Genomic DNA, 24,254 nt, shown 5'->3' on the forward strand with positions numbered 1-24,254 from the left:
AGCGGGCTTGCCCCGCGATAAGAAACACGCAAGAGCAGCCAAGGCTGCTCTTTTGCTTTGCAAGAGACGACACACCATGACCGCCGAATTCCGAATCCTTGAACTGCGCGCCGAGCTCGACCAGCACAACTATCGCTACTATGTGCTGGATGAGCCGAGCGTGCCAGACGCCGAATACGATCGCCTGTTCAATGAACTCAAGGCCCTGGAAGCTGAACACCCGGAGCTGGTGACCGCTGACTCGCCGACCCAGCGTGTCGGTGGCTCGGCGCTTTCGGCGTTCAGCCAAGTGCGTCACGAAGTGCCGATGCTCAGCCTGGGCAACGCCTTTGAAGAAACCGACCTGCGCGAATTCGACCGCCGCGTGGTCGAGGGCCTGGACCTGCCGGCCGGTGACCTGCTGGGTGATGGCGCCGCCGTCGATTACAGCTGCGAACCCAAGCTCGACGGCCTGGCGGTCAGCCTGCTGTACCGCGACGGGCAACTGGTGCAGGGCGCCACCCGTGGCGATGGCACCACCGGCGAAGACATCAGCGTTAACGTGCGCACCGTGCGCAACATTCCGCTCAAGCTGCAGGGTGAGGGCTGGCCGACGGTGCTGGAAGTGCGCGGCGAGGTGTTCATGTCCAAGGCCGGTTTCGAGCGCTTGAACCAGGCGCAGATCGACGCCGGCGGCAAGACCTTCGCCAACCCGCGCAACGCTGCCGCCGGCAGCCTGCGCCAGCTTGATTCGAAAATCACCGCCAGCCGCCCGCTGGAGTTCTGCTGCTACGGCGTCGGCCAGGTCTCGGCGCCGATTGCCGACACCCATATCGGCACCCTGGAGCAGCTCAAGGCCTGGGGCATGCCGATCAGCCGCGAGCTGCGCCATGCCGCTGGCGTTGCCGAGTGCCTGGAGTACTACCGCGATATCGGCGCCCGGCGCAACGAGCTGCCTTACGAGATCGACGGCGTGGTGTTCAAGGTCAACAGCCTGGCTTCCCAGCGCGAGCTGGGCTTCCGTGCCCGTGAACCACGCTGGGCGATTGCCCACAAGTTCCCGGCCATGGAAGAGCTGACCGAAGTGCTGGATGTCGAGTTCCAGGTCGGCCGTACTGGCGCGGTAACTCCCGTGGCCCGGCTCAAGCCGGTCAAGGTGGCGGGTGTGACGGTGTCCAATGCCACCTTGCACAACATGGACGAAGTGGCGCGCCTGGGGTTGATGATCGGCGACACGGTGATCATCCGCCGCGCCGGCGATGTGATCCCGCAGGTCATGCAGGTGGTCACCGAGCGTCGCCCTGAAGACGCCCGTCCGGTGCACATTCCTACCGCGTGCCCGGTGTGCGGCTCGCAAGTCGAGCGCACCCAGCTGGTCAAGCGCAGCAAGGGCAAGGAGACCGTCAGCGAGGGCGCCGTGTACCGTTGCGTCGGCCGCCTGGCCTGCGCTGCGCAGCTCAAGCAGGCGATCATCCACTATGTATCGCGGCGGGCCATGGACATCGAAGGCCTGGGCGAGAAGAGCGTCGAGCAACTGGTGGATGAAGGCCTGATCCGTTCGCCAGCCGACCTCTACCAGCTGACGTTCGAGCAGATTGTCGACCTCGAGGGCTTTGCCGAACTGTCGAGCAAGAACTTGCTGGCGGCGATCGAGGCGAGCAAGCAGCCGGGCCTCGCGCGTTTCATCTATGCACTGGGCATCCCGGACGTGGGCGAGGAGACCGCCAAGGTCCTGGCGCGCTCGCTGGGTTCGTTGCAGCGGGTCATGGCGGCGTTGCCGCAAGTGCTGACCTACCTGCCGGATATCGGCCTGGAAGTCGCCCACGAGATCCACAGCTTTTTCGAAGACCAACACAACCGCACAGTGATCGCCCAGTTGCTTGAGCGCGGCCTGCAATTGCAGGATGAAGGCGAGCTGGGCGCCGAATTCGCTGCGAGTACCACCTTGGCCGGGCTGATTGCCAAACTGGATATTCCCTCGGTCGGGCCCACCGGTGCCGAGAAGCTGGTGGCCAAGCTCGACAGCCTGGAGAAGATCATCGCCGCCGATGGCATCGACCTGCGCCAGGCCCTGGCGGCCAAGCCGGCTGAAGCGGTGCGCGCGTTCTTCCAGGTGCCTGAGAATGCCGCCCTGGCCCTGGCTATCGAAGCGCAACTGCGCGACTTCGGCATGCACTGGTCGAGCGAGAAGAAAGTCGCCGAAGGCTTGCCTCTGGCCGGCCAGACCTGGGTGCTGACCGGTTCGCTGGAGCGCATGAGCCGCGACGTGGCCAAGGACAAGCTGGAAAGCCTGGGGGCCAAGGTTGCGGGCTCGGTCTCGGCCAAGACCCACTGCGTGGTCGCCGGCCCCGGCGCCGGCTCGAAGCTGGCCAAGGCCAATGAGCTGGGCCTGAAGGTGCTGGATGAAGATGCTTTTGTCAGCTTCCTGGCCGGGCAGGGTATCGAGGTCTAAAGTCGGCACTGGTGGCGTTCGCCATGGTCTAGTCTTGGCAGGCAGCCAGGAGGGATCGCCATGTACCGTTTTTTCGAACAGCTGGGCGCCAGGATCGCGGCGCCCTTCGTCAGCCAGCAGCAGCGTCCGGATCGGGTCTGGCAATGCCGGTGTGGGCAGTCGGTGTTCTTTCGCAACAGCCAGTGCCTGGCCTGCCAGTCGGCACTGGGCTACTGGCCGCTCAGTAACCGTGTCGCCAGCCTGTCGCCCGGCCCTGCAGAGGGGCTCTGGCTGCTCGATGGCGAGCCTGAAGCCGGGCCGCTGCGTCGCTGTGCCAACCTTGACACCCCGGCGGCCTGCAACTGGCTGCTGGCCGAGCATGAGCCCGACAACCTGTGCCTGGCCTGTCGCCTGAACCGCACCATCCCCGACCTTGGCATTGCTGAAAATCACCCGCGCTGGCGCAAGCTGGAAACCGCCAAGCGCCGGCTGACCGCGCAGCTGTTGCACCTGGGCTTGCCGGTGGAGCCGAAAAGCGCGCAGGACGGCCCGGGCCTGGCCTTTGATTTCATCGGCGTCGATCTTGAGGGCAACGCGCCCATCACCGGCCATGCCAATGGCCTGATTACTCTCGACGTGCGCGAGGCCGATGATGACTGGCGCGAGCGGGTGCGCGTGCAACTGCACGAACCCTATCGCACCCTGCTGGGCCACCTGCGTCATGAAGTCGGTCACTACTATTGGGATCGTCTGATTGCCGACAGCCATTGGCTCGACGGCTTTCGTGACCTGTTCGGTGACGAGCGCGAAAGCTACAGCGAGGCGCTGGAACGTCACTATCAGCAAGGGGCGCCAAGTGATTGGGCGGCTGCTCACGTCAGTGCCTATGCGACCATGCACCCCTGGGAAGACTGGGCTGAAACCTGGGCACACTACCTGCACATGACCGATGCGCTCGACACCGCGCTGGCACTGGGCATGAATGCCAGCAGCCTGGAGCTGGACTTCCCGCCGTTCACGCGTGAGGACCTCTATCGCCCGGACGACCCCGGGGCAAAGGAGTTTCTCGCCTTCATCAATGCCTGGGTCGAGCTGTCAGCAATGCTCAATGAGCTGTCGCGCAGCATGGGCCAGGTGGATCTCTATCCGTTCGTGCTGGGCAAAGCGGTGGTTGCCAAGCTGCACTTTATCCACCTGCGGGTCACCCAGCCAGCGCCCCCGATAGCCGACCAAGCGGGTGCTGCGCTCCCGTGAAGCAATGCCAAGTCATTGAGTGGTGATGGTTTTTTTAAATTTAGTGGTTGTATCTTGAGTTGATGCCGGTACAATGGCGCGGCTCGTCGCCAGATGAGCATGCGTTATGGTGACCCCATCGGTCCCCCCGCAACGATTACCCGTGAACCTGGTCAGATCCGGAAGGAAGCAGCCACAGCGGGAACATTGTGTGCCGGGGTGTGGCTGGTGGGGTCGCCACCCATCTTGCCTGTTGGCGCTCTGCATCACCTCCTCTCTAAGATTTTTCCAAAACGCTGGCGCAACAACCTACGTTGCCGTTTTTCGCGCGCGTGCGATAACCCTGTAGTGCCGTGGCTGCTCGACAGCCCTGTAGTGTCTGTGGTTTTGGACCTACAGGGAGAGTATTCATGTCAGCCCCCGAGCAAGTACCTTCAGCGGCCACATCACCTGCGGATTTTTCCGCCGCCAGTCTCAATCTCGAATTCCTTCGCCAACAGCTACCTGCCTGGTTGCGTTCTGCTGCGCCAGCACTGTTGGCAAAGCTGAGTGTCAGCATGCGTGCCTGCGAGGCCAGTCGGGCGGCGCGGGCCCGCTTGCTGGCGCCGCTGCAGTCGGTTCAGGTGTTTGCCCAGGCGCGATTCGACGAGGCGTTGCGTCGACGCTTCGGTTCGAGACTAAAGCCCACGGGTGATCGTTTGATTCGCGTCAATCGGCTCCTTGGCGCCTGGCAACCCCCTGGCCTGGATTGGCTATGGAAGCGTAACTATAGCGAGCAGGGATTGCTGCAAGCGGCCTTGCACAATTTCACTGCCGCTGAGCAGCAGAGTGATAGCGCCCTGGTCAGGATGTCATCCTTTCGCCATGCCGGTAGGCGAGTGCAGGGCGTCAGTGTTTTGGATTTCGTCAGGTTCTGCCGCGAACTGGATCTGGGTGGGCAGTATCAAAAACACATTGACTCGGTGTTCGATCCCGATGGCGTTGTCGGCATTCCCCAGTCGACCCGTGAGCTGTTCCGGGAGTGTGACCGTTACGCCTTGCAGGTCGATGCTCATGTGGCGCTGATGCGCGGGGCAATCAGCGCGCCAATGTACAAGCAAGTGCTTGAAATCAGTGAACTCAAGACCGGGATCCGGGAGCAGGGCGTGCCGCTACGGCTCAAACGGCTGAAGCTGGCGGGGATCGAACTGCGTGGGGTCAGTGTTTTCGAGTTCAGTTTTCAGCCGCTGGGGCATCTGGCCGCGATTCAGCGGTCCTGGGTCCGCTTGCTGGTGCACATCCCCCAGGACCCGTTTTCACCCCTCAAGGAGTACGCCGGTTGGGATGAGTTCGAGCAGGACCTGGCCGGCAAGCTGTCCCGGGACAGCTACCGGCAGTTCTTTATGCGTTTGGCATTGCGTCGTCAATGGCCGGCGCTTCATACGCAGCTGCAAAACCGGCTGTTTGAACAGCGCAATGGCCAGCGAGTGGTGCTGTCCAGTCCGTCCTTGGCGCTGGATGCCATCCTGCGGCCGGAGCCGCTGTTCGAGGACTTGTTCAATCAGTGCCTGGAGCAGCTTCAGGATGATGCCCGTTTCATCGCGGTGCCCACCGCAACGCTGGATGCCAGCGAACGCCAGGCCGCGCTGGACAATGCGTTGGAAATTGGCCTGGATGTGCTGGGTCTGGCGGCCTTTGTGGTGCCAGGTGTAGGTGAGGTGCTGTTCGGGGTGGTGGCCAGCCAATTGATGAAAGAGGTGTTCACCGGGCTGGATGATTGGGCTGAAGGTGATCGTCATGAGGCGTTCAATTGCCTTACCCATGTTGTTGGCGAAGTGGCCGGGCTGGCGGCCGGGGCAGTCGTTGTCGGCACGGCGGCAACGCTGGTACGCAACTCGGCACTGTTCAAGGCGCTGGCCCTGGTGAGAAAGGATAATGGCGCGCTACGTCTTTGCTTGCCTGACCTGAAGCCCTATGCCCTTGACCTGGACTCGACGATTGCCGGGACGGCGTCCGAGCAAGGTATTTACCAGATCGGTGAACAACAGGTTGTGCGCATCGAGGACAGTTTCTATCGCGTCGAGCAAGACGCCGAGACGGGGAGCTGGCGCATTCGCCATCCCGTGCGCAGTGGCGCTTGGGCGCCGGTGCTGGAACACAATGGCAAGGGCGCCTGGCGCAGCCGCTTTGACAGTCCACACCGCTGGCAAGGCAGTCAGTACCTGTTTCGTCGACTGGGCCCCAGTGTTGAAGATCTCGGCGATGAGGAGGTAACTTCGGTACTCGCCGTCAGTGGTGCCGATGAAGCACAGTTGCGTCAATTGCATCTGCATCGGCGTCCACCCAGCGGGGCTCTTGTGGATGCCTGCGAGCGGGCGCGGCTGCAGCGGCGCTTGCAGCGTTTTAGCCAGCAGTTGCAAAACCCGGCAGCCGTAGCCGATGAAAGTTTGCTGATGCGCGCGTTGCAACTGATGTCTTCTTCGGCGGATGAGCCGGCGCCGCAAGGGCAAGTGCAGGAGTGGCTCAAGGCAAACTGGCGGCGATTTTTCGAGCACTGCCTGGCCGCCGAGCGGCCACCTGTATCGTCCCTGGTGGCGCGTGATTTCCCTGGCCTGGAGCCGGCCATGGTCGAGGAAATCGAAGCCAGTGCCACCAGCGCTGAGCGCTTGCGCATGGCTGACAGCCGTCGTGTGCCCCTGCGGCTGGCCAGGCAGGCGCGGCAAGCCTTGGGTGAGACACGGCTGGCGCATGCGCTGGAGGGGTTTTTCTGGCCGCAAATGGCCAACACTGATTGTGACCGGCTGCTGCTGCATATGCTGATGCAGGACCCGCGCTGGCCTGCGGCGCTGGAACTCGGTATCGAAGGGGTCGGTCCTGCGGTGCAGGGCCCGACCCTGATCCGCCGAGGCGACCTGTACATCGACGGTCAACGGCCTGAAGCTGCGCCTCGCGACCTGCTTGAGCTGGCGTGGGAACTGGCCGGGCTGGACGTTGCAGAAGATCTGCCGGCCTTGCGCCGTCAGCTTGGCGTACAGGCCGGTGCACAGCGGGCCATGGTTGGACGCGTATTGGGGGGCGTACATGAGCGGTGGTGGACGCCGCTTCAGCGTTTTGCCGATGGTCGCCTGGGCTATGCCCTGAGTGGGGGCGGGGCACGGCTCCCGGTGTCACCCCGTTCCATTGAAGAAGAAATCCTTGAGCTTTACCCTGACTATTCAGCTGAAGAGATCGCCGCTTACCTTGAGCCCTATCGTGCTCGACCCGCCGAGGCCCGCGCGCTGTTGCAGCGCCGTCGCGAAGAGTTGCAAGGGCTGCAATCCGGGCTGCGGCGCTGGCAAGGTGCTTCAGTGGACAGTGAGCAGGCGCTCGGTCGCCAGCAATTCAGCGAGCGCCTGGTCCAGGCCTGGCGTCACCAGTCGTTGAGCATACGCACGCCATTAGGGCGAACCCTGGGTTATCGCCTGGATCTGGGAGGCCTGATGGTTGGCGAATTGCCCGAGTTGCAGGCGGTGGACCTGCATCATGTGCTGGAGCTGGATATGGCAGGCATGAACCTGGCGGCCGTGTCGGCGGATTTTCTCGCCCACTTTGGCCGTCTTCGTTATCTGGATCTTTCCGGTAATGAGCTGGCCCTGATTCCGCCAGCAATCGAAAATCGCCTGAGCTTGCAAAACCTGCGCCTGAGCAACAACCGGATTGTGCTTGATGCCCGCGATGCCGCGAGAATAGGTGATCTTTTGAATCTGGACAGCCTCCACCTGGAGGGCAACCCTCTGGGCATCCCGCCCGATGTGAGCAGGCTGCCCCAGCTACGTATCCTGACCTTGAACAATACCGAGATCACCCGCGTGCCGGAAAGCCTGCACGATCGCTCAAGGCTGGAGTGGGTCGACCTGAGCGACAACCAGATCAGCCAGTTGCCCGAACACTTCCTTGAAGAACCACGCAGTTTTTTGCGCATGATCGAGCTGGAAGGTAATGCATTGACCGACGAGCAGTATCGACGGCTACGTCGGCTACAGGCGCCGCCGACGCCTGTGCGGTTGCCGGGCGGTGATGCCGCACAACAATTCTGGACTGCTCCGGCGTCTGCCAACCGCCAGCTTGTCGAGTATTGGCAGCGACTGCGCAACGAGCCCCAGGCCGGCAATTTGATGACAGTCCTGGAGCGCTTGGCCCAGACCGTCGAAGCGCAGGAGCAGTCAGAGTCGATGCGCACACGGGTCGCGGGGATCTTGCATTACGCCGTCGAAGGGCCGATGGCCGAAGACCTGTTGCGCTTTGCCGGTGATCCGCAACAGAGCATAGGTCATCCGTTGCTGGCGTTTGAGAATCTGGAAAGCAGGGTTCAAGGGCATCGCGCCTTGCTGTATGCCTTGCAGGAGCACGGGCCGCGACAACTGCTGGATTTCGCCCGGGCCTCCTTCAATCGTGAGGAGTTGCGGCGCTTTGTGATCGATCAGGTGCTGCTGGAGCCCGAACTGTTTGCGCGCAGAGACGAGTTGCAGTTGCTTTACCAACAAGAGCTGTACGGGCGGCTTGCGTTGCCGGGCGATGCCCGGGATCTGATCCTCACCGATCTTGCCCTTTCAACCGCGCAGCTCGACGCGGCGCTGGCCCATGTGCAAGGGGCGCAGGTACAGGCGCGCTTGCCGCGCTTCATGACCAGGCAACCGAACTGGGTCGAGTACCTGCATCAGCGGCATGCCTCGGCGTGGCTTGAACTGGATACCCGCTTCAATCAGCTCAGCGCTGCGCAACGGTTACGCGAGGCCAGCCTGCCCGAGGCCGAACGTTTGCAGCTTGAACGCGGCCGGCAGTTGCAACAGGCGATGGATGAGGCCGCGCTGTTGCTGCGGTTGACCCGCGAAGCGCTGGGCATACCGGCTGCCCCCGGTGGCTGACCGGTCATGAGGGCGGCGGGGAGCTTGATTGGGGCGGTTGTCCACGGATGTGTGTATAGCGCTCGATCATTCGTTCAATCTCCCCGGACGCTTTCAATCGCAGCAAGGCCTGCAGGATGCCTTGTACCGGCAAGGCCGGATCGTTACGCACCAGGCAGGCCAGGGTCTGCTCCTCGACCACAGTCAGCGGGCGCAGTTGCTGCTCAGAAGGGAGTTGCCGGTTGAACCAGTCAAGCGACAGCTGGTTGCTGATGGCATAGTGGTAACGGCGGGCGTGCAACTTGTTCAGCACCAGCAGTTGATTGCGGCTGTCCTCGCGATGCAAATGGCCGCTGGCAAACAGCGGTTCGATGGTCGAGTAGGTGTAGCCGAGCACGGTGCCAATGGCCTGGGGCGCCAATTGCGTGGGCGTCAGCGGCGGTGTCTGGTCGGGTTGACCGACCAGCCAGTCGCGTTGCTGAAAAAGCGGCAGGCTCCACAAATAGGCATCCGAGGTAGTGTTCAGCCAGGACTGGGCAACATAACAGCGCACATCGACATCGCCGTTGTCCATGGCTTGCTGCAGGCGCAGGCGCGGGAGGACGTGAAATTCGGGGTGATGCCCGACCTCGCGGGCAACAGCGAGCATCAGGTCATGCAAAATACCTTCGACCGGCTGCTCCTGCTCCACCCGAATCAGCGGCATGGCCCAGCTCTCGGCCACCGAAAAGCGCAGCACCGGTTGCTGCGCGAAGCTGGCAGAACTGATCAGCAGCAGTGCACCCACGATTCGCCACATGCTGCATCCTCCCTGATGCCGGCCCGCCTGACAGCTTAGCCGAGATCGGCAGGGTGCAATTTTGCCCCCGCTCCGCTACGATTAGCGGTCTTCAGCTTGCAGTCGCGACGGTTTTCGATGAGTTATCAGGTTCTTGCACGTAAATGGCGTCCGCGCTCGTTCCGCGAAATGGTCGGCCAGACCCATGTGCTCAAGGCCTTGATCAACGCGCTGGACAACCAGCGCCTGCACCATGCCTACCTGTTCACCGGTACCCGCGGTGTGGGCAAGACCACCATTGCGCGGATCATCGCCAAGTGCCTTAACTGCGAAACCGGCATCACCTCGACGCCTTGCGGTACCTGCTCGGTGTGCCGGGAGATCGATGAGGGGCGCTTTGTCGACCTGATCGAAATCGACGCCGCCAGTCGCACCAAGGTCGAAGACACCCGCGAGCTGCTCGACAACGTGCAGTACGCACCGAGCCGCGGGCGCTTCAAGGTCTACCTGATCGACGAAGTGCACATGCTCTCCAGCCACTCGTTCAACGCCTTGCTGAAGACGCTGGAAGAGCCGCCGCCCTACGTCAAGTTCATCCTCGCCACCACCGACCCGCAGAAACTGCCGGCGACCATCCTCTCGCGCTGCCTGCAGTTCTCGCTGAAGAACATGACCCCCGAACGGGTCGTCGAGCACCTGAGCCATGTGCTCGGGGCCGAAAACGTCCCCTTCGAAGACGACGCCCTGTGGCTGCTCGGCCGCGCCGCGGACGGCTCGATGCGCGACGCCATGAGCCTGACCGACCAGGCCATCGCCTTCGGTGAAGGCAAGGTGTTGGCCGCAGATGTGCGGGCGATGCTCGGCACTCTGGATCATGGCCAGGTGTATGGCGTACTGCAGGCGTTGCTCGAAGGTGACGCCCGGGCCTTGCTCGAAGCCGTTCGTCATTTGGCCGAGCAGGGGCCGGACTGGAACGGCGTGCTCGCCGAAATGCTCAATGTGCTGCACCGCGTGGCCATTGCCCAGGCGCTGCCTGAGGCAGTTGACAACGGCCAGGGCGATCGTGACCGAGTGCTGGCTTTGGCCCAGGCATTGCCGGCCGAAGATGTGCAGTTTTATTACCAGATGGGCCTGATCGGCCGTCGCGACCTGCCATTGGCACCAGATCCGCGTGGCGGCTTTGAAATGGTCCTGCTGCGCATGCTGGCGTTCCGCCCCGCCGACAGCGACGATGCACCGAGACCGGTGCTAAAGCCGGTGGGGATCAGCCAGGCCACAGCTGATTCTGCAAACGCGGTGGCAGTAGCCCCCCAGGCTGCGCCAGCCATGGCGGTTGCACCGGTGCCTGTGGTTGCTGAACCGGAACCCGTTGCAGAGCCAGAGCCCACCCCTGTCGGGGTCTCTGCGCCTGAGCCGGTGGTCGATCTGCCCTGGAACGATCCTGTCGCCGTCGAGGTCGAGGTCGAGCCTGAACCGCTTGTCGTTGAAGCGCCGCCGGCGCCGGTTCAGCAGGCAACCGCAGTGGATATGCCGACGCCCGACGACGGTATCGGCTACAGCCCGGCTGGCATGGACCGCGACGACGAACCGCCGCTGGACGAAGATTATTACGAGCCGGAAATGGACCCGGCCAGCTACAGTTATCTGGACGAGCTGGCCATCGAGCATGCCCACGAAGTCGACGCGCCACCGGCCGAGCCCTTGCCGGCCGCGCAACCGGCCACGGGGCTGGCGCTGAAATGGCTGGAATTGTTCCCGCAGTTGCCGATTTCCGGGATGACCGGCAATATCGCCGCCAACTGTACGCTGATCAGCGCCGAAGGCGACGACTGGCTGCTGCACCTGGACCCGGCCCACAGCGCCCTGTTTAACAGCACGCAACAGCGGCGCCTGAACGATGCGTTGAACCAGCACCTGGGCCGTACGCTCAAATTGACCATCGAGCTGATTCGCCCGGAGCAGGAAACCCCCGCCCAGGCCGCAGCCCGCAAACGCGCCGAGCGCCAGGGCCTGGCCGAGGCCTCGATCGAGGATGATCCGCTGATCCAGCAGATGATCCAGCAGTTCGGCGCCATGGTCCGCCACGATACGATTGAACCTGTCGACGCCCCGGTTGCCCAGGGCGAGTAACGGAAAAACAGCAGCGGCCCGGGCCCGACCCTCGCCGCACCCCGTAAGCTAATAGTTGAGGTGAACCCCATGATGAAAGGTGGCATGGCCGGCCTGATGAAGCAGGCCCAGCAGATGCAGGAAAAAATGGCCAAGATGCAGGAAGAACTGGCCAACGCCGAAGTGACTGGCCAATCCGGTGCCGGCCTGGTCAGCGTGGTGATGACCGGTCGTCACGACGTCAAGCGCATCAGCCTGGACGACAGCCTGATGCAGGAAGACAAGGAAGTGCTCGAAGACCTGATCGCCGCCGCCGTCAACGACGCGGTGCGCAAGGTCGAAGCCAACAGCCAGGAAAAAATGGGCGGCATGACCGCCGGCATGCAGTTGCCGCCGGGCTTCAAGATGCCGTTCTGAGGCGGTCGCAGCGTAAATAAAAGCCAGGCTATTGCCTGGCTTTTTTCTGCTCAGTCATAACTCATCAGAAATGTCGCCCGGCCTGGCGCGGAGCCTGGGGTTACCCGGGATGCGGTCTGCACATACTGCGCGAGCAGGGGGATGCGATGCGTTACCGGGCCTGCTCCGACCGTACCGCCCGGTTGCCGGGTGCCCAGCACGATCGGGGTGTTGTCGCTACGCAACAAGCGAATGCCGATGCCACGTGCAGTAGCGTGACTGGCCAGGCTGATGATGGAGGTCTGGTTGCCCGGGTTGCTGGCGTCGCTGACGGTATAGCTGACGTTGAGGCGGCTGCCGCTACTGCCGCCGGCACAGTTGAGGCGGATTTCAAGTGGCTGGGGTGCGGTAGCCTTGCCAACAGCGTCGAAGAACCCTGCTGGATGATCCCGCAGGTTAACGGGGATGGTTTTCGAACCGGGGTCGACGGCGCAGGTGGGATCGGCCGAAACAACCTCTACTCGGGTTTGCACCATCGTCAGCCTGGCGGTATTGGCCGGGATATGATGCGGCTCAAAGGTGTGGCTAATGATTGTCTGAGGGAAAAACAGCACCCCACTGGTTACCGGTCCGGTCTTGATCAACTGCAGTCTGTACCAAGGGGTTACGTCGGTAGTGCCGGCAGGATGTCTGGTAGTAGGAACCGGCCAGCGGTAAAAACGACTGGCGCCGGCTTCGGAACCGGTGATCTTGATACCGATACCCTCCAGGTTGGTTTGATGAATGCCCTCACCGATGTGAGTGAAGCCCTGGGTAAAGCCGGCGCGCTGCTCATGGGCGGCTGAGCAACGGTAGGCCATGCGTGTCGCGAACCGGGTGTTGCTGTCATAAATCACCGTGCCGACCGGGTCTGCGGCAGACACCGTCAATCTCGAGTCTACGGTGATGTAAGCCTGGGACGGGCCTGCGCCGATATGCTGGCAGCTGGCGGTACTGATTGCGCAGTGGGCCAGCAGCAACAATCCTGTAGCGCCGGCGAGGCGCGCGGGTAGAGAACAAAACATGGGCAGGTCTCGGCGGGTCAAGGGTGGGCTGGGGGGGCGAGGCAAACGGAGTGAATGTTCTGTGGTGCAGCGTTCGCGGCTTTTTTCGCGGCGGCGGGCAGGGCATAGGTAATTCGGCAGTTGCCTGCCAGGCCGCTGTCCCAGCGCACGATCAACTCACCAGCATCCTGCAGGCCGCGGGCAAACAATTGGCTACCCTGGCCCACCGCGCCCAGCTCGTTACCTTGGCTATCCAGTACTGCGGCGCCAAACGGCAGCGGCTGGCCATCGGCCTGGCGGGCATGGATGACGGCCGAACGTCCGGAGCGGGTCTGGAACACCAGCAACGCAATGGCGCCGGCGCGCGGCACGGTCTGCTGGCTGCTCGATTGCAGCTCGACATCGGTCGACAAGCCCTTGGGGTCAATGGCAACCGTATTGCGTTGGTAAGGCGTAAGGTTCGGGACGACCGCGTAGCCGCTGCTGTCGACTTTCAGCGCGGACGCCGAAATCACCCGAGCGCCATCGGCATCTTTGGCCTGAATCAACCCGAAGGTCTCACTCAAGGGTTGCGACAAGGTCATGCCATCGGCGTGGGCGACAATGGCGCCGCGCAGGCCGAGCGAGGCTTGTGAGGTATGCCGGCCCTGACTGATCGATGCACTGAGTTCGGCGGCAGAGCCGCGGTACAGTACGTTGCTGCTCAGCGTATGGTTGTTCAGGCCATCGGAGCGATCCTGGCTGGCGGTGATGCCATAGTTGACCTGCTGATCGGCACTGAGGGCGCCGGTGAGCGTGGCCTGGGCCCGGCTGTTGCCTCTGCCGTCCCTGGAAATACTGCTGCTGAGGCTACGCGCGCGTTCGCCGCCCAGGGGCAGGGACAAGCTCAGGAAATAGGTGTTGTCGGCGCGCCCGAAGCGGTCACGTTCCCTGGTGCTGCTGAGGGTATAGCCCAGCGTCTTGTAGTGATTGCTGTAGCCGATCGAATAGTTGACGTCGCTGCCGGCATGGTCCCAATAGCTGGATGCCGAGGCACTCAAGTGCAACTGTCCATAGTGCTCGGCCAGCGGTTGCGCCAGCGACAGGGTAGTGCGATTGCGATGACGCTGGTGGCGCTGATCGCCTGCATCGCGCAGGAACTGGCGGCTCAACTGGGCGTCTTCCAGGCCATAAAAGCCGCGGGTCGAGTAGCGATAGGTCGCCAGAGCGATTTGTGTGTCGGTTTCACTCAGGGTCTTGGCATAGCTCAGGCGCAGGCTCTGGCCTTGCTGGCTGCCGAGCCCGGGCAGATGGGTGCGGGCCTGGGTGAGGTCGGCGCCGAACGCACCAAGCTCAGTGTTCAGGCTGCCACCGAACAAGGCCGAGCCATACCCTGATGCCAGGGTCATGCCGCTGTAGGTGCTGACCAGGTTGTTCAGGCCATATTGCCAGGTACCTTCGACAAATACCGGGTCACTGTCCAGTGCCTGGTTACGCAGGGTACCCAGGGTTGCACTGAAGCGGCTGGAGCCGGCGCGCAAGGATAACGGAACAGCAGCGTAAGGCACGGAGAAGCTATGTTCGCGGCCGTCGGCCTCGGTTACCGTGACCTCCAGATCGCCACCGTAGCCGGTTGCATACAAATCATCGATTTCGAAGGCGCCTGGCGCCACAGTGGTTTCATGCAGGGTCACGCCGCGTTGGCGGACCACTACCCGGGCATTACTGCTGGCAATCCCGCGGACTATGGGGGCATAGCCGCGCTGCGAGGCGGGGAGCATACGATTGTCGCTGGCCAGGCGTATGCCGGTGAAACTCAATGAGTCGAACAGCTCGCCCGAGGTGTAGCTTTCGCCCAGGGTCAGTTGCGAGCGCCAGGGCGTGATATCGCGTTGGGCATAGCTGGCAATGCTCTGATAGCGGTGCTGGCCCTGGTCGCTCCAGTTCAGTGAACCGTCATGACGCAGGCGCCATGGCCCGATGTTGAGCCCGGCCCCCAAGCCCAGGTAGGTCTGGCGCGAATTATCCTGATTGCGGTGCCGGGTGCTGTAGTTGTTGAGATTGTAATTGAGAAAACCCGCCGTTATGCCCTCATCCCATTGCGCCGGGTCGACTGTTTCACGCGCACTGCGCTTGACCGCGATTTGCGGTACCGACAGGTACAGGCGTTGGCTGGCAAAATCCAGGCGGCTGCTGGCATCGTCAAGTGCGCCGTCCAGGGGGATGCAGGTATCGACGGCAAGCAGCTGCTGTTGCGCCTGCGGGCTGAACTTGCTGGTATCCAGGCCCAGACGCTCCAGCAAAGCGTTGTCGAAACAGGCCAGGGCTTCTTCTTTACCGGGCCAGGCCTTGAAGCTGAGGTTCATGCGCCCGTGCCAGTTATCGTTGACCAGCACATCCACGCTGTAGGTTCCGGGGCTTGTGATGTTGCGCCGCTGATAGCGCGAGAGGTCCACGGGGGAGGTACTACCGTTGCCCAAAAACGCCGGTTCAAACTCGACAAGTGCGGACGAAGGTGTGTCGGCCATGGCCGGTACTTGCCAAAGCAACAGACTGGCCAGGCCAACGGGTAATCGGCTTACTAACGAAGCTGAGCTTTTTCGATGCGAGCGAAAGTGCAATAACATTATCGTCATTTTCAGAAGTGCCAATAGTAAACCTGGGCACGCACGAAAACTTCGAGACCGCCCGGAGTGTCAGATAAGGAGTAAGGCTATGGGCTGGGTGTAGTAGCCGTCACTGCACTTAGGGGCGCGCTATTGTTATGGTCTGCGCCATAATCATTAATGCTGGTAAAGTTGATGGTTGCGCTTGGATTAATAGGTGCCGAAGGGCTGAAGTGTGCGAGCGAATAAGGTGCAATATAGCCGGTGCCCAAGGACGTCGACTGGCCGTTGAATTCGACTTTTATTCCCCCGAGATTGACAAAGTAGGCCGTTGGGTTGCGGCCAACCAGCGTGTGCGGCTTGCCGTCCTGGCCAGGCGCTCGGTGCCAGGTTACCAGGGCGGGTGCGTCCTCGGGCTTGCCTGGCAGGCCTTGTGGGCGGTACAGCAGCTTGATGCGGGTACGAAAGGCCAGTTGCAGGACGTTGCTGTCTTTGGCTTTTGGGGGGACTTCTAACATGTTGAACCAGAAGATTGACTCTCGATCACTGGCCATCGGGCTGCCGGTGTGCAACAGGCGAATACTCTGCCCTTGAGCAGGTTCGATGCGGGCCAGCGCCGGCGTTACGGTAAAGGGGACCTGTAGAGTCTCGGGTGCTGCTCGGGAATCGCCATCGTCTACCCAGACCTGAACCAGGCTGGGGTCTTTGCCATTGTTGAGGAGGTTGACGGTAGCCTCGCGCTCTTGTGCCGCAAAGATGATACGGGTGCCGGTAATTACAACGCTGGCATGCGCGGGTGCGCTGGCCGCCAGTAGCGCGAGGGCAGCCAGCAGGAAGGAAGAAAAGCGAGTCATGAAAGCGATATCCGACCTGATTGGGGGTAGCAGACGCGCAAGGCGCGCCTGCTGGTTCATTACGGCAGATTGATCACGTACTGAACGCGGGAGTTGGCGGCACCCGGGGTGACCGCTGCGGCGGAAGCGTAGTACTGGCTGGTGTAGCGCAGGGTCGCAGCGCCATCTACCAGTTCTACGGGGACAGTGTTTTGGCCACCGCTTACCCCGCCGATAATGATCGGAATGCCCGCCTGGTTGAGCAGTTGGTACTGCACGCCAGTTGCGCTGGTAGGACCGGCATCCATGTTCAGTCGGCCGTTCTGCACATTGGCGCCGCCCAGGAACTCGATGTCCACTTGGCCGCTGGTGCCAGCGACACAGTTGGTCAGGGAGATCTCGAAGGGGCGAGGTTGGGCGATACTGCCGACAGTAGTGAATTCGGTGGTATGCGCCGGGCTCATGGCAACAGTGAAGTTCTGGCCGCCAGGGCCGCCGTTGATGGTGCAAGTGGTGCCCGAGATGCTGCCGGTGAAATCGATCAGGCCATCAGTTGCCTGGGCATTGAGGGTGACGCCAGCCAACAGAGGTAAGGACAGGGCAAGAGCGAAAATGCGTGTGTTCATTTTTTTTCCAAGTGGATTAATTAAGATTGCGCGTTGATAAGTAAAATGAGGTGTTGCATAGACATATTTACTTGCTTTTGAGCGCCAGGAAATTATGCGGATTATTTGTTTGGCTGGATGTAGGAAGAAGGGTGGTGATGGCGGAGGGAACTTAGCCGGGTATTGTAAGATTGGGTGTTTATAGAAAGGAGTGAGGCAGGAAGTGTTAGAAAGGGGGTGGTATGCTTTATGTGATGTAGGCAATATTACTGTTAGCGTGAAAGAAACATTAGCTTCTTACGCGGCTAGTCTTAATGTCTGTAAGATTTGACGTTGCCCAGTCGGGCAGGTATAAACCGCCTTCACTTGCATCAAGGCCTTTTCCCATGAGTTTCAGTCCTCTTATCCGACAGCTGATCGACGCGTTGCGCATCTTGCCTGGCGTCGGACAGAAAACCGCCCAGCGCATGGCCTTGCAGCTACTTGAGCGCGATCGCAGTGGCGGTACCCGGCTGGCCCAGGCCTTGAACCAGGCCATGGAAGGGGTGGGGCATTGCCGCCAGTGCCGGACCCTGACCGAGCAGGAGCTGTGCCCGCAGTGTTCCGACACGCGCCGGGACGACACGTTATTGTGCGTGGTAGAAGGGCCGATGGATGTCTATGCCGTCGAGCAGACCGGCTACCGTGGCCGTTACTTCGTGCTCAAAGGGCATTTGTCGCCGCTTGATGGCCTGGGCCCGGAAGCCATCGGCATTCCGCAACTGATGGCGCGGATCGAGGAGCAGGGCAGCTTCACCGAAGTAATCCTGGCCACCAACCCGACGGTGGAAGGTGAAGCGACCGCCCATTACATCGCCCAGTTGCTGGCCGACAAAGGTCTGGTCGCGTCTCGTATCGCCCACGGTGTGCCATTGGGCGGTGAGCTGGAGCTGGTCGACGGCGGCACCCTGGCGCATTCGTTCGCCGGGCGCAAACCGATCTCGCTGTAACCCTGGGTCTTTAATCGCGGGGCAAGCCCGCTCCCACAGAACCTTAGCCTGTGGGAGCGGGCTTGCCCCGCGATGCTGTCAATACTCGCTCAGCGAGAACTCGGTCAGGCAGAAGGTCGGCACACCCACGTCGTTCAGGCGCTGCGAGCCACCCAGCTCCGGCAGATCGATGATCGCCGCCGCCTCATATACCTGCGCGCCCATGCGCCGTACCAGTTTGGTGGCGGCCAGCAGGGTGCCGCCGGTGGCGATCAGGTCATCAAAAATCAGTACCGAGTCGCCTTCGCAGAGGCTGTCGGCGTGCACTTCGAGGAAGGCTTCGCCGTACTCGGTCTGGTAGCCCTCGGCGAGCACGTCGGCCGGCAGCTTGCCTTGCTTGCGAAACAGGATCAGGGGTTTGTTCAACTGGTGGGCGATGATCGAGCCGATCAGAAAGCCGCGCGCATCCATCGCGCCGATATGGCTGAACTCGGTTTCAACATAGCGTTCGATAAAGGCATCGGCGACATGGCGCAGGCCCCGCGGCGACTGGAACAGCGGGGTGATGTCGCGAAAGATCACGCCCGGCTTGGGGAAGTCCGGTACGGGGCGGATCAGGGCTTTGAGGTCGAAAGTGGCGCTGGGCATGGGCGGGTATCCTGAGAAACGAATGCCCGCCAGTATACCTGTTATCCGCGGGGTCAGCTTTCCAGCGAACCACCGGCCAGGGCGCACAGCTGAATCGGGTCTAGGATATGGATTTCCTTGCCCTCGGCCTGGATCAGGCCGTTCTGCTGAAAGCGCGTGAACACCCGTGAGACGGTCTCGACCGCCAGGCCCAGGTAATTGCCGATTTCGTTGCGTGACATGCTCAGGCGGAACTGGTTGGCCGAGTAACCACGGGCGCGGAAGCGCGCCGAAAGGTTGACCAGGAAGGTGGCGATGCGCTCGTCAGCGGTCTTTTTCGACAGCAGCAGCATCATTTGCTGGTCGTCGCGGATTTCCCGGCTCATCACCCGCATCAGCTGGCGACGCAGCTGTGGCAGTTGCACCGACAGCTCATCCAGGCGCTCGAAAGGAATCTCGCACACCGAGGTGGTTTCCTGGGCCTGGGCCGACACCGGGTAGGCTTCGGTGTCCATGCCGGACAGGCCAACCAGTTCGCTGGGCAGGTGGAAGCCGGTGATCTGCTCTTCGCCGCTGTCGCTCAGGCTGAAGGTTTTCAGGGCGCCGGAGCGCACCGCATAGACCGAGCCAAAATTGTCGCCCTGGCGGAACAGAAACTCGCCTTTTTTCAGCGGACGCCCGCGTTTGACGATTTCATCCAGTGCATCCATGTCTTCCAAGTTCAATGACAAGGGCAGGCACAGAGGCGCCAGGCTGCAATCCTTGCAATGGGCCTGGTTATGGGGGCGCAGTTTAACTGGCTCGGACATTTCTTCAATCCTTGTGGGAAAGCACACATAAGCCGTAAGGGTAACCCAGGCTAGGGTGTTTCGGCCAGCTTGGACGATTGTGCCGAGGCCAGACGGGACAAGACTGCGACAAAAAACCTCAGATAACCCGGGAGAAACGTTGGCGATTGTGCAGGTCCAGGTAGGCATCGAACACCATGCACACCGAGCGCACCAGCAGTCGTCCGGCGGGCAGCACCTTGATGCTGTCGTTGCCTAGTTCGATCAGGCCATCCTTGTGCATGGCCTGCAGGGCGGGCCACTGGTCGTTGAAATAGCCGCGAAAGTCAATGGTGAAATCCCGCTCGATGGTTGCGAAGTCCAGTTCGAAATGGCAGATCAATTGCTGGATCACCGCCCGGCGCAGGCGGTCATCCTCGCTGCAGATCAAGCCGCGGCTGGTCGCCAGTTGAGCGGTGGACAAGGTGTCCTGGTAGGTGTTGAGGTCGCTGCTGTTCTGGCAATAGAGGTCGCCGATCTGGCTGATGGCCGAGACCCCCAGGCCAATCAGGTCGCAATGCCCGTGGGTGGTGTAGCCCTGGAAGTTGCGCTGCAGGGTCGACTCTTCCTGGGCAATCGCCAGCTCGTCATCGGGCAGGGCGAAGTGGTCCATGCCGATGTACACGTAGCCAGCGGCGGTCAGTTGCTCGATGGTGTTGTGGAGCATTTCCAGTTTTGCCGCCGGGGCCGGCAGCTCGTTGCTGTCGATGCGCCGCTGGGGCATGAAGCGTTCCGGCAGGTGCGCATAGTTGAACACCGAGAGGCGATCGGGCTGCAGCTTGATCACTTCCTCGACGGTGCGGGCAAAACCTTCCGGGGTCTGCTTGGGCAGGCCGTAGATCAGGTCGAGGTTGATCGAGCGAAATTGCAGGGTGCGCGCCGCTTCGATGATCGCCCGGGTCTGCTCCAGGCTCTGCAGGCGGTTGATCGCCCGCTGCACAACCGGGTCGAGGTCCTGCACGCCGAGGCTGACGCGGTTGAAGCCGAGCTCACGGAGCAGGCCCATGGTCGACCAGTCGGCCTCGCGCGGGTCGATTTCAATGCCGTAGTCGCCGGAGTCGTCATCCAGCAGGTTGAAATGCTGGCGCAAGTGGGCCATCAGCTGGCGCAGCTCGACGTGGCTGAGGAAGGTCGGGGTGCCGCCGCCAAAGTGCAACTGCTCGACGGTCTGCTTGGGGTCCAGGTGGCAGGCGATCAGCTGGATTTCCTGCTCCAGGCGCTGCAGGTAGGGCGCGGCGCGGCCACGGTCCTTGGTGATGACCTTGTTGCAGGCGCAGTAGTAGCAGATGTTGGCGCAGAACGGCACGTGCACATAGATCGACAGTGGGCGAACGGCACGACGGCTGTCACGCAGGGCGTGCAGCAGGTCGAAGGAGCCGACTTCGCTGTGCAGTTGCACCGCGGTCGGGTAGGAGGTGTAGCGTGGGCCGGCCAGGTCGTAGCGGCGAATCAGGTCGGAGTCCCAACGAAGAACGTCGAGCATGCGGGCAGTCCCCAGAAAGAGCAGCAGTGTCCGGAGTCTAGGGAGTGCCGGGCAAACCCGTGTTGATTTGTATCAACGCCGCTTCAGTGGCCCATCAGCCAGTGCTGGTGTGGCCCTGGCAGGGTCCACAGGCCAAACAGCATCACCAGCACGCCGCCGGCGATACGCACGCCCCGCTGGCGCAGCAGGGCGCTGGTGCGTTCGGCGGCAAGGCCGGTGGCCAGCAGTACCGGCCAGGTGCCCAGGCCGAAGGCCAGCATCAACAGCGCGCTGTCGGCGGCATTGCCCTGGCTCGCGGCCCAGAGCAGGGTGCTGTACACCAGCCCGCACGGCAGCCAGCCCCACAGGGCGCCCAGCAGCAGGGCGCGCGGCAGGCTGGAGACCGGCAGCAGGCGGTTGGCCAGCGGCTGTATATGCCGCCACAGGCCCCGGCCCAGGCCCTCGATACGGGTCAGGCCGCTCCACCAGCCGGCCAGGTACAGGCCCATGCTGATCAGCAGCAGCGCCGCCAGTACGCGCATGGCGGTCGCCACCGGGCTGTTGGTCACCGCCCAGCCGGCCAGGCCGAGCAGCAGGCCGGCCAGGGCATAACTGAGGATGCGCCCCAGGTTGTAGGCCAGTAGCAGGCGAAAGCGGCGGCTGCGTTGCTCCTTGGGAATGGCCAGGGTCAGCGCGCCCATGAGGCCGCCGCACATGCCCAGGCAATGGCCACCACCGAGCAGGCCGAGAATCAACGCCGAGCTGAGCAGGGGCAGAAGTTCAGTCACGGCGCGGGGTACCGTCGTCGGGTTTCTTGCCGTCGGCCTCGTCCATGGCCGCCTGGTGCTGCGGGTCCTGGTCGTCGAAGAGGATGCTGTGGGCCGGGCCGTCGAGGTCGTCGTACTGGCCGCTGTCCACCGCCCAGAAGAAGATGTAGATAGCGATGGCGACGATCAGCAGGGCCGCCGGGATCATGATGTAAAGCGCGGGCATGGGGGCTCCTGGTCAGGCCGTCGCGGGATGCGTGGCAGTGGCTGGCGCATGGCTGGCCGGCAGGCCGCTGACGCGGGTCAGGCGCAGGGCATTGAGGACCACGATCAGCGAACTGACCGACATGCCGACCGCCGCCCAGATTGGCGTGATCCAGCCCAGTGCGGCAAACGGCAGCATGACGCCATTATACGCCGAGGCCCACAGCAGGTTCTCGATAATGATCCGCCGGGTGCGCCGGGCCAGGCTGAAGGCCTGGACCAGGGCGTCCAGGCGGTTGGACAGCAGCACCGCGTCGGCGCTGGTCTTGGCCAGGTCGGTGGCCGAGCCCATGGCGATGCTGATGTCGGCCGCCGCCAGGATTGGCACATCGTTGACCCCGTCGCCGAGCATCAACACCTTGCGCCCTTGCTGCTGCAGGGCCTTGAGTTGCTCCAGCTTGTCGTCCGGGCGCAGGCTGCCAATGGCCTGGTCGATCTGCAGTTCGGCGGCCACGCTGTGGACCATCGGCGAGCTGTCGCCAGACAGCAGCAGGGTCTGCCAGCCACGGGCGCGGCAGGCCGCCAGCAGGTCGGCGGCATCGCTGCGCAGGCGGTCGTCGAGGACGAACCAGGCCAGCGGGCCTTGCTGGTCACCGAGCAACAGCCATTGCCCGGCTTCGTCTGGCATCGCCGGTGTGGGGGCGCCGCTGAGGGCGCAGACAAAGCCGGCTTCGCCGATGCGCAGCACGTGCTCGCCTACCTTGCCTTCAAGACCCAGCCCGGGCATTGCCTGAACTTCGTCGGCAGCCTGGCTGGCGCGGCCAAAGGCGCGGGCGATGGGGTGCTCGGAGCGGTTTTCGAGGGCGGCGGCGAGCATCAGGCAACGATCGGCGTCGGTGTCGCGCAAGGGGCGGATTGCGCGCAAGGTCAGGCGGCCTTCGGTGAGGGTGCCGGTCTTGTCGAAGATTACCGTGTCGATCTGGTTCAGGCCTTCCAGCACGTGGCCGCGGGTCAGCAGCAGGCCGAGCTTGTGCAGGGTGCCGGTGGCGGCAGTCAGCGCGGTCGGGGTGGCCAGCGACAGGGCGCAGGGGCAGGTAGCGACCAGCATGGCCAGGACGATCCAGAACGCCCGCGACGGGTCGATCTGCCACCACAGCAGGCCGATGGCGGCCGAGGCGATCAGGGTAAACAACAAGAACCACTGCGAGGCGCGGTCGGCGATTTCCGCCAGGCGCGGTTTTTCCGACTGTGCCCGCTCCAGCAGGCGCACGATCGCCGACAGGCGAGTGTCCTGGCCCAGAGCCTGGACCTCGACGGTCAGCGCGCTCTCGACGTTGAGGGTGCCGGCGGTGACTGCGTCGCCAGCGCTGCGTGGTTGCGGCAGGTACTCGCCGGTAAGCAGCGACTCGTCGATGCTCGACTGGCCACTGACGATGCGCCCGTCGGCGGGGATCACGTGGCCTGGCTGGATCAACACGCAGTCTTTGAGGCGCAGTTCGCTGAGCAGGATCCGCTCGCTCTGCCCGGCCGCGCCCAGGCGCAGGCACGAGGCCGGCAGCAGGTTGACCAGTTGCGCGGTAGCGGCGGCAGTGCGCTCGCGGGCGCGGCGCTCAAGGTAGCGTCCGGCGAGCAGGAACAGGGCGAACATGCCCACGGCGTCGAAGTACAGCTCGCCGCTGCCGGTGATTGCGGTCCAGATCCCGGCACCGTAGGCCAGGCCGATGGCCAGCGATACCGAGACGTCCATGGTCAGGTGGCGGGTACGCAGGTCGCGGGCGGCGCCGCGAAAAAACGGTGCGCAGCTGTAGAACACGATCGGCGTGGTAAGGAACATCGCCACCCAGCGCAGGATGGTGTGCAGCTCCGGGCTCAGGTCGATGTTGAACTCCGGCCAGGTGGCCATGGTTGCCATCATCGCCTGGAACCACAGCAGCCCGGCCACGCCCAGTTGGCGCAGGGCGGTGCGGTTCTCGCTGGCCAGTTGTTCGGCGGCGCGGTCGGCCTGGTAGGGGTGGGCGGCGTAGCCGATGTGGCGCAGCTCGGCGAGCAGCTTGGACAGCGGCAACGCACTGTCGGCCCAGCTCACCTGCAGGCGGTGGTTGGACAGGTTCAAACGCGCCTCGGCCACCGCCGGCAGGTTGCGCAGGTGCTTTTCGATCAGCCAGCCGCAAGCGGCGCAACTGATGCCTTCGATCAGCAGGGTGGTTTCGGCCAGCTCGCCGCTGTGGCGCACGAAGGGCTTTTGCACATCGGCGCGGTCGTACAGGGCCAGTTCGTCGACCAGTTGCTGGGGCAGGGCATCGGGGTTGGCGCTGGCTTCACTGCGGTGCTGGTAATAGCTTTCCAGGTTGCCGGCGACGATGGCTTCGGCCACCGCCTGGCAGCCCGGACAGCAAAACGCCCGCGGCTGGCCAAGCACCACGGCGGTGAAGTGGCTGCCGGCGGGCACGGGCAGGGCGCAGTGGTAGCAGGGCGTGGGGCTGGTCATGGTGTCAGTCGCAAGGTGTGGTGTTGGGCTGATCGCGGGTCAAGCCCGCTCCCACAG

The 24,254-nt window shown here is 63.0% G+C and carries 17 protein-coding genes and 1 other RNA gene; 7 read left to right on the top strand and 11 right to left on the bottom strand.

Annotated elements, in window-relative coordinates; all coding sequences use genetic code 11:
- Positions 1-76 precede the first annotated feature (76 nt).
- The 4 genes from ligA to LOY22_RS08250 all read left to right on the top strand — a co-directional run bounded on the left by ligA (position 77) and on the right by LOY22_RS08250 (position 8,526).
- Entirely contained in the window at positions 77-2,431 is a 2,355-nt protein-coding gene (gene ligA / locus LOY22_RS08235; RefSeq protein ID WP_093385466.1) for an NAD-dependent DNA ligase LigA, read from the top strand.
- Between the two features lie 60 nt (positions 2,432-2,491).
- Positions 2,492-3,664 (top strand): putative zinc-binding metallopeptidase, encoded by a 1,173-nt coding sequence (locus LOY22_RS08240; protein ID WP_258597102.1) that lies wholly within the window; start codon positions 2,492-2,494, stop codon positions 3,662-3,664.
- Positions 3,665-3,780: 116 nt separating this feature from the next.
- Positions 3,781-3,877: signal recognition particle sRNA small type (gene ffs, locus LOY22_RS08245), an RNA gene on the top strand.
- Positions 3,878-4,239: 362 nt separating this feature from the next.
- On the top strand, positions 4,240-8,526 hold the full coding sequence (locus LOY22_RS08250; RefSeq protein ID WP_258597104.1) for a dermonecrotic toxin domain-containing protein: 4,287 nt from the start codon (positions 4,240-4,242) through the stop codon (positions 8,524-8,526).
- A 4-nt stretch (positions 8,527-8,530) separates the two neighbouring features.
- On the opposite strand, the gene LOY22_RS08255 is transcribed toward LOY22_RS08250, so the two are convergent.
- Positions 8,531-9,304, bottom strand: coding sequence for an ABC transporter substrate-binding protein (locus LOY22_RS08255; protein ID WP_258597106.1), 774 nt, complete (start codon positions 9,302-9,304; stop codon positions 8,531-8,533).
- Between the two features lie 117 nt (positions 9,305-9,421).
- Here LOY22_RS08255 and dnaX point away from each other — a divergent pair, with 117 nt between their 5' ends.
- Positions 9,422-11,413: a DNA polymerase III subunit gamma/tau gene (gene dnaX, locus LOY22_RS08260; protein WP_258597108.1), complete on the top strand. Its 1,992-nt coding sequence runs from the start codon at positions 9,422-9,424 to the stop codon at positions 11,411-11,413.
- Between the two features lie 69 nt (positions 11,414-11,482).
- Complete coding sequence (locus LOY22_RS08265; protein ID WP_010226011.1) at positions 11,483-11,809, top strand: YbaB/EbfC family nucleoid-associated protein; 327 nt, start codon at positions 11,483-11,485, stop codon at positions 11,807-11,809.
- A 50-nt stretch (positions 11,810-11,859) separates the two neighbouring features.
- Here the strand turns inward: LOY22_RS08265 and LOY22_RS08270 are convergent, their stop codons facing one another.
- The 4 genes from LOY22_RS08270 to LOY22_RS08285 form a co-directional block, all read right to left on the bottom strand.
- Positions 11,860-12,711: a fimbrial protein gene (locus LOY22_RS08270; protein ID WP_176794284.1), complete on the bottom strand. Its 852-nt coding sequence runs from the start codon at positions 12,709-12,711 to the stop codon at positions 11,860-11,862.
- A 158-nt stretch (positions 12,712-12,869) separates the two neighbouring features.
- On the bottom strand, positions 12,870-15,338 hold the full coding sequence (locus tag LOY22_RS08275) for a fimbria/pilus outer membrane usher protein (RefSeq protein ID WP_258597109.1): 2,469 nt from the start codon (positions 15,336-15,338) through the stop codon (positions 12,870-12,872).
- A 185-nt stretch (positions 15,339-15,523) separates the two neighbouring features.
- On the bottom strand, positions 15,524-16,270 hold the full coding sequence (locus LOY22_RS08280; protein ID WP_176794283.1) for a fimbria/pilus periplasmic chaperone: 747 nt from the start codon (positions 16,268-16,270) through the stop codon (positions 15,524-15,526).
- A 59-nt stretch (positions 16,271-16,329) separates the two neighbouring features.
- The gene (locus LOY22_RS08285; RefSeq protein ID WP_045200457.1) at positions 16,330-16,875 is read right to left on the bottom strand and encodes a fimbrial protein; all 546 of its coding nucleotides are present in this window, start codon (positions 16,873-16,875) and stop codon (positions 16,330-16,332) included.
- 365 nt (positions 16,876-17,240) lie between these two features.
- On the opposite strand from LOY22_RS08285, the gene recR reads away from it, so the two are divergent.
- The gene (gene recR / locus LOY22_RS08290; RefSeq protein ID WP_045200459.1) at positions 17,241-17,843 is read left to right on the top strand and encodes a recombination mediator RecR; all 603 of its coding nucleotides are present in this window, start codon (positions 17,241-17,243) and stop codon (positions 17,841-17,843) included.
- Positions 17,844-17,921: 78 nt separating this feature from the next.
- On the opposite strand, the gene LOY22_RS08295 is transcribed toward recR, so the two are convergent.
- The 6 genes from LOY22_RS08295 to LOY22_RS08320 all read right to left on the bottom strand — a co-directional run bounded on the left by LOY22_RS08295 (position 17,922) and on the right by LOY22_RS08320 (position 24,197).
- A complete protein-coding gene (locus tag LOY22_RS08295; protein ID WP_045200461.1) occupies positions 17,922-18,470 on the bottom strand; it encodes an adenine phosphoribosyltransferase in 549 nt (182 codons plus the stop codon).
- Positions 18,471-18,523: 53 nt separating this feature from the next.
- Positions 18,524-19,258, bottom strand: a complete 735-nt coding sequence (gene fnrA, locus LOY22_RS08300) for a Crp/Fnr family transcriptional regulator FnrA (protein WP_010226003.1) — start codon at positions 19,256-19,258, stop codon at positions 18,524-18,526.
- Positions 19,259-19,376: 118 nt separating this feature from the next.
- Positions 19,377-20,759: an oxygen-independent coproporphyrinogen III oxidase gene (hemN, locus tag LOY22_RS08305; RefSeq protein ID WP_093385431.1), complete on the bottom strand. Its 1,383-nt coding sequence runs from the start codon at positions 20,757-20,759 to the stop codon at positions 19,377-19,379.
- Positions 20,760-20,842: 83 nt separating this feature from the next.
- Positions 20,843-21,526, bottom strand: a complete 684-nt coding sequence (locus LOY22_RS08310; RefSeq protein WP_258597110.1) for a sulfite exporter TauE/SafE family protein — start codon at positions 21,524-21,526, stop codon at positions 20,843-20,845.
- Positions 21,519-21,731, bottom strand: coding sequence for a cbb3-type cytochrome oxidase assembly protein CcoS (gene ccoS / locus LOY22_RS08315; protein WP_093385423.1), 213 nt, complete (start codon positions 21,729-21,731; stop codon positions 21,519-21,521). Before ccoS ends, LOY22_RS08310 begins: the two co-directional genes overlap by 8 nt.
- A gap of 12 nt (positions 21,732-21,743) precedes the next feature.
- On the bottom strand, positions 21,744-24,197 hold the full coding sequence (locus LOY22_RS08320) for a heavy metal translocating P-type ATPase (protein WP_093385420.1): 2,454 nt from the start codon (positions 24,195-24,197) through the stop codon (positions 21,744-21,746).
- Positions 24,198-24,254 lie beyond the last annotated feature (57 nt).

The sequence above is a fragment of the Pseudomonas sp. B21-035 genome (assembly GCF_024748945.1).
Lineage (GTDB): Bacteria > Pseudomonadota > Gammaproteobacteria > Pseudomonadales > Pseudomonadaceae > Aquipseudomonas.

Coding starts and splice junctions, on each gene's coding strand:
- ligA (WP_093385466.1), top strand. CDS start 77: ATGACCGCCGAATTCCGAATCCTTGAACTGCGCGCCGAGCTCGACCAG.
- LOY22_RS08240 (WP_258597102.1), top strand. CDS start 2,492: ATGTACCGTTTTTTCGAACAGCTGGGCGCCAGGATCGCGGCGCCCTTC.
- LOY22_RS08255 (WP_258597106.1), bottom strand. CDS start 9,304: ATGTGGCGAATCGTGGGTGCACTGCTGCTGATCAGTTCTGCCAGCTTC.
- dnaX (WP_258597108.1), top strand. CDS start 9,422: ATGAGTTATCAGGTTCTTGCACGTAAATGGCGTCCGCGCTCGTTCCGC.
- LOY22_RS08265 (WP_010226011.1), top strand. CDS start 11,483: ATGATGAAAGGTGGCATGGCCGGCCTGATGAAGCAGGCCCAGCAGATG.
- LOY22_RS08275 (WP_258597109.1), bottom strand. CDS start 15,338: ATGGCCGACACACCTTCGTCCGCACTTGTCGAGTTTGAACCGGCGTTT.
- LOY22_RS08280 (WP_176794283.1), bottom strand. CDS start 16,270: ATGACTCGCTTTTCTTCCTTCCTGCTGGCTGCCCTCGCGCTACTGGCG.
- LOY22_RS08285 (WP_045200457.1), bottom strand. CDS start 16,875: ATGAACACACGCATTTTCGCTCTTGCCCTGTCCTTACCTCTGTTGGCT.
- recR (WP_045200459.1), top strand. CDS start 17,241: ATGAGTTTCAGTCCTCTTATCCGACAGCTGATCGACGCGTTGCGCATC.
- LOY22_RS08295 (WP_045200461.1), bottom strand. CDS start 18,470: ATGCCCAGCGCCACTTTCGACCTCAAAGCCCTGATCCGCCCCGTACCG.
- fnrA (WP_010226003.1), bottom strand. CDS start 19,258: ATGTCCGAGCCAGTTAAACTGCGCCCCCATAACCAGGCCCATTGCAAG.
- hemN (WP_093385431.1), bottom strand. CDS start 20,759: ATGCTCGACGTTCTTCGTTGGGACTCCGACCTGATTCGCCGCTACGAC.
- ccoS (WP_093385423.1), bottom strand. CDS start 21,731: ATGCCCGCGCTTTACATCATGATCCCGGCGGCCCTGCTGATCGTCGCC.
- LOY22_RS08320 (WP_093385420.1), bottom strand. CDS start 24,197: ATGACCAGCCCCACGCCCTGCTACCACTGCGCCCTGCCCGTGCCCGCC.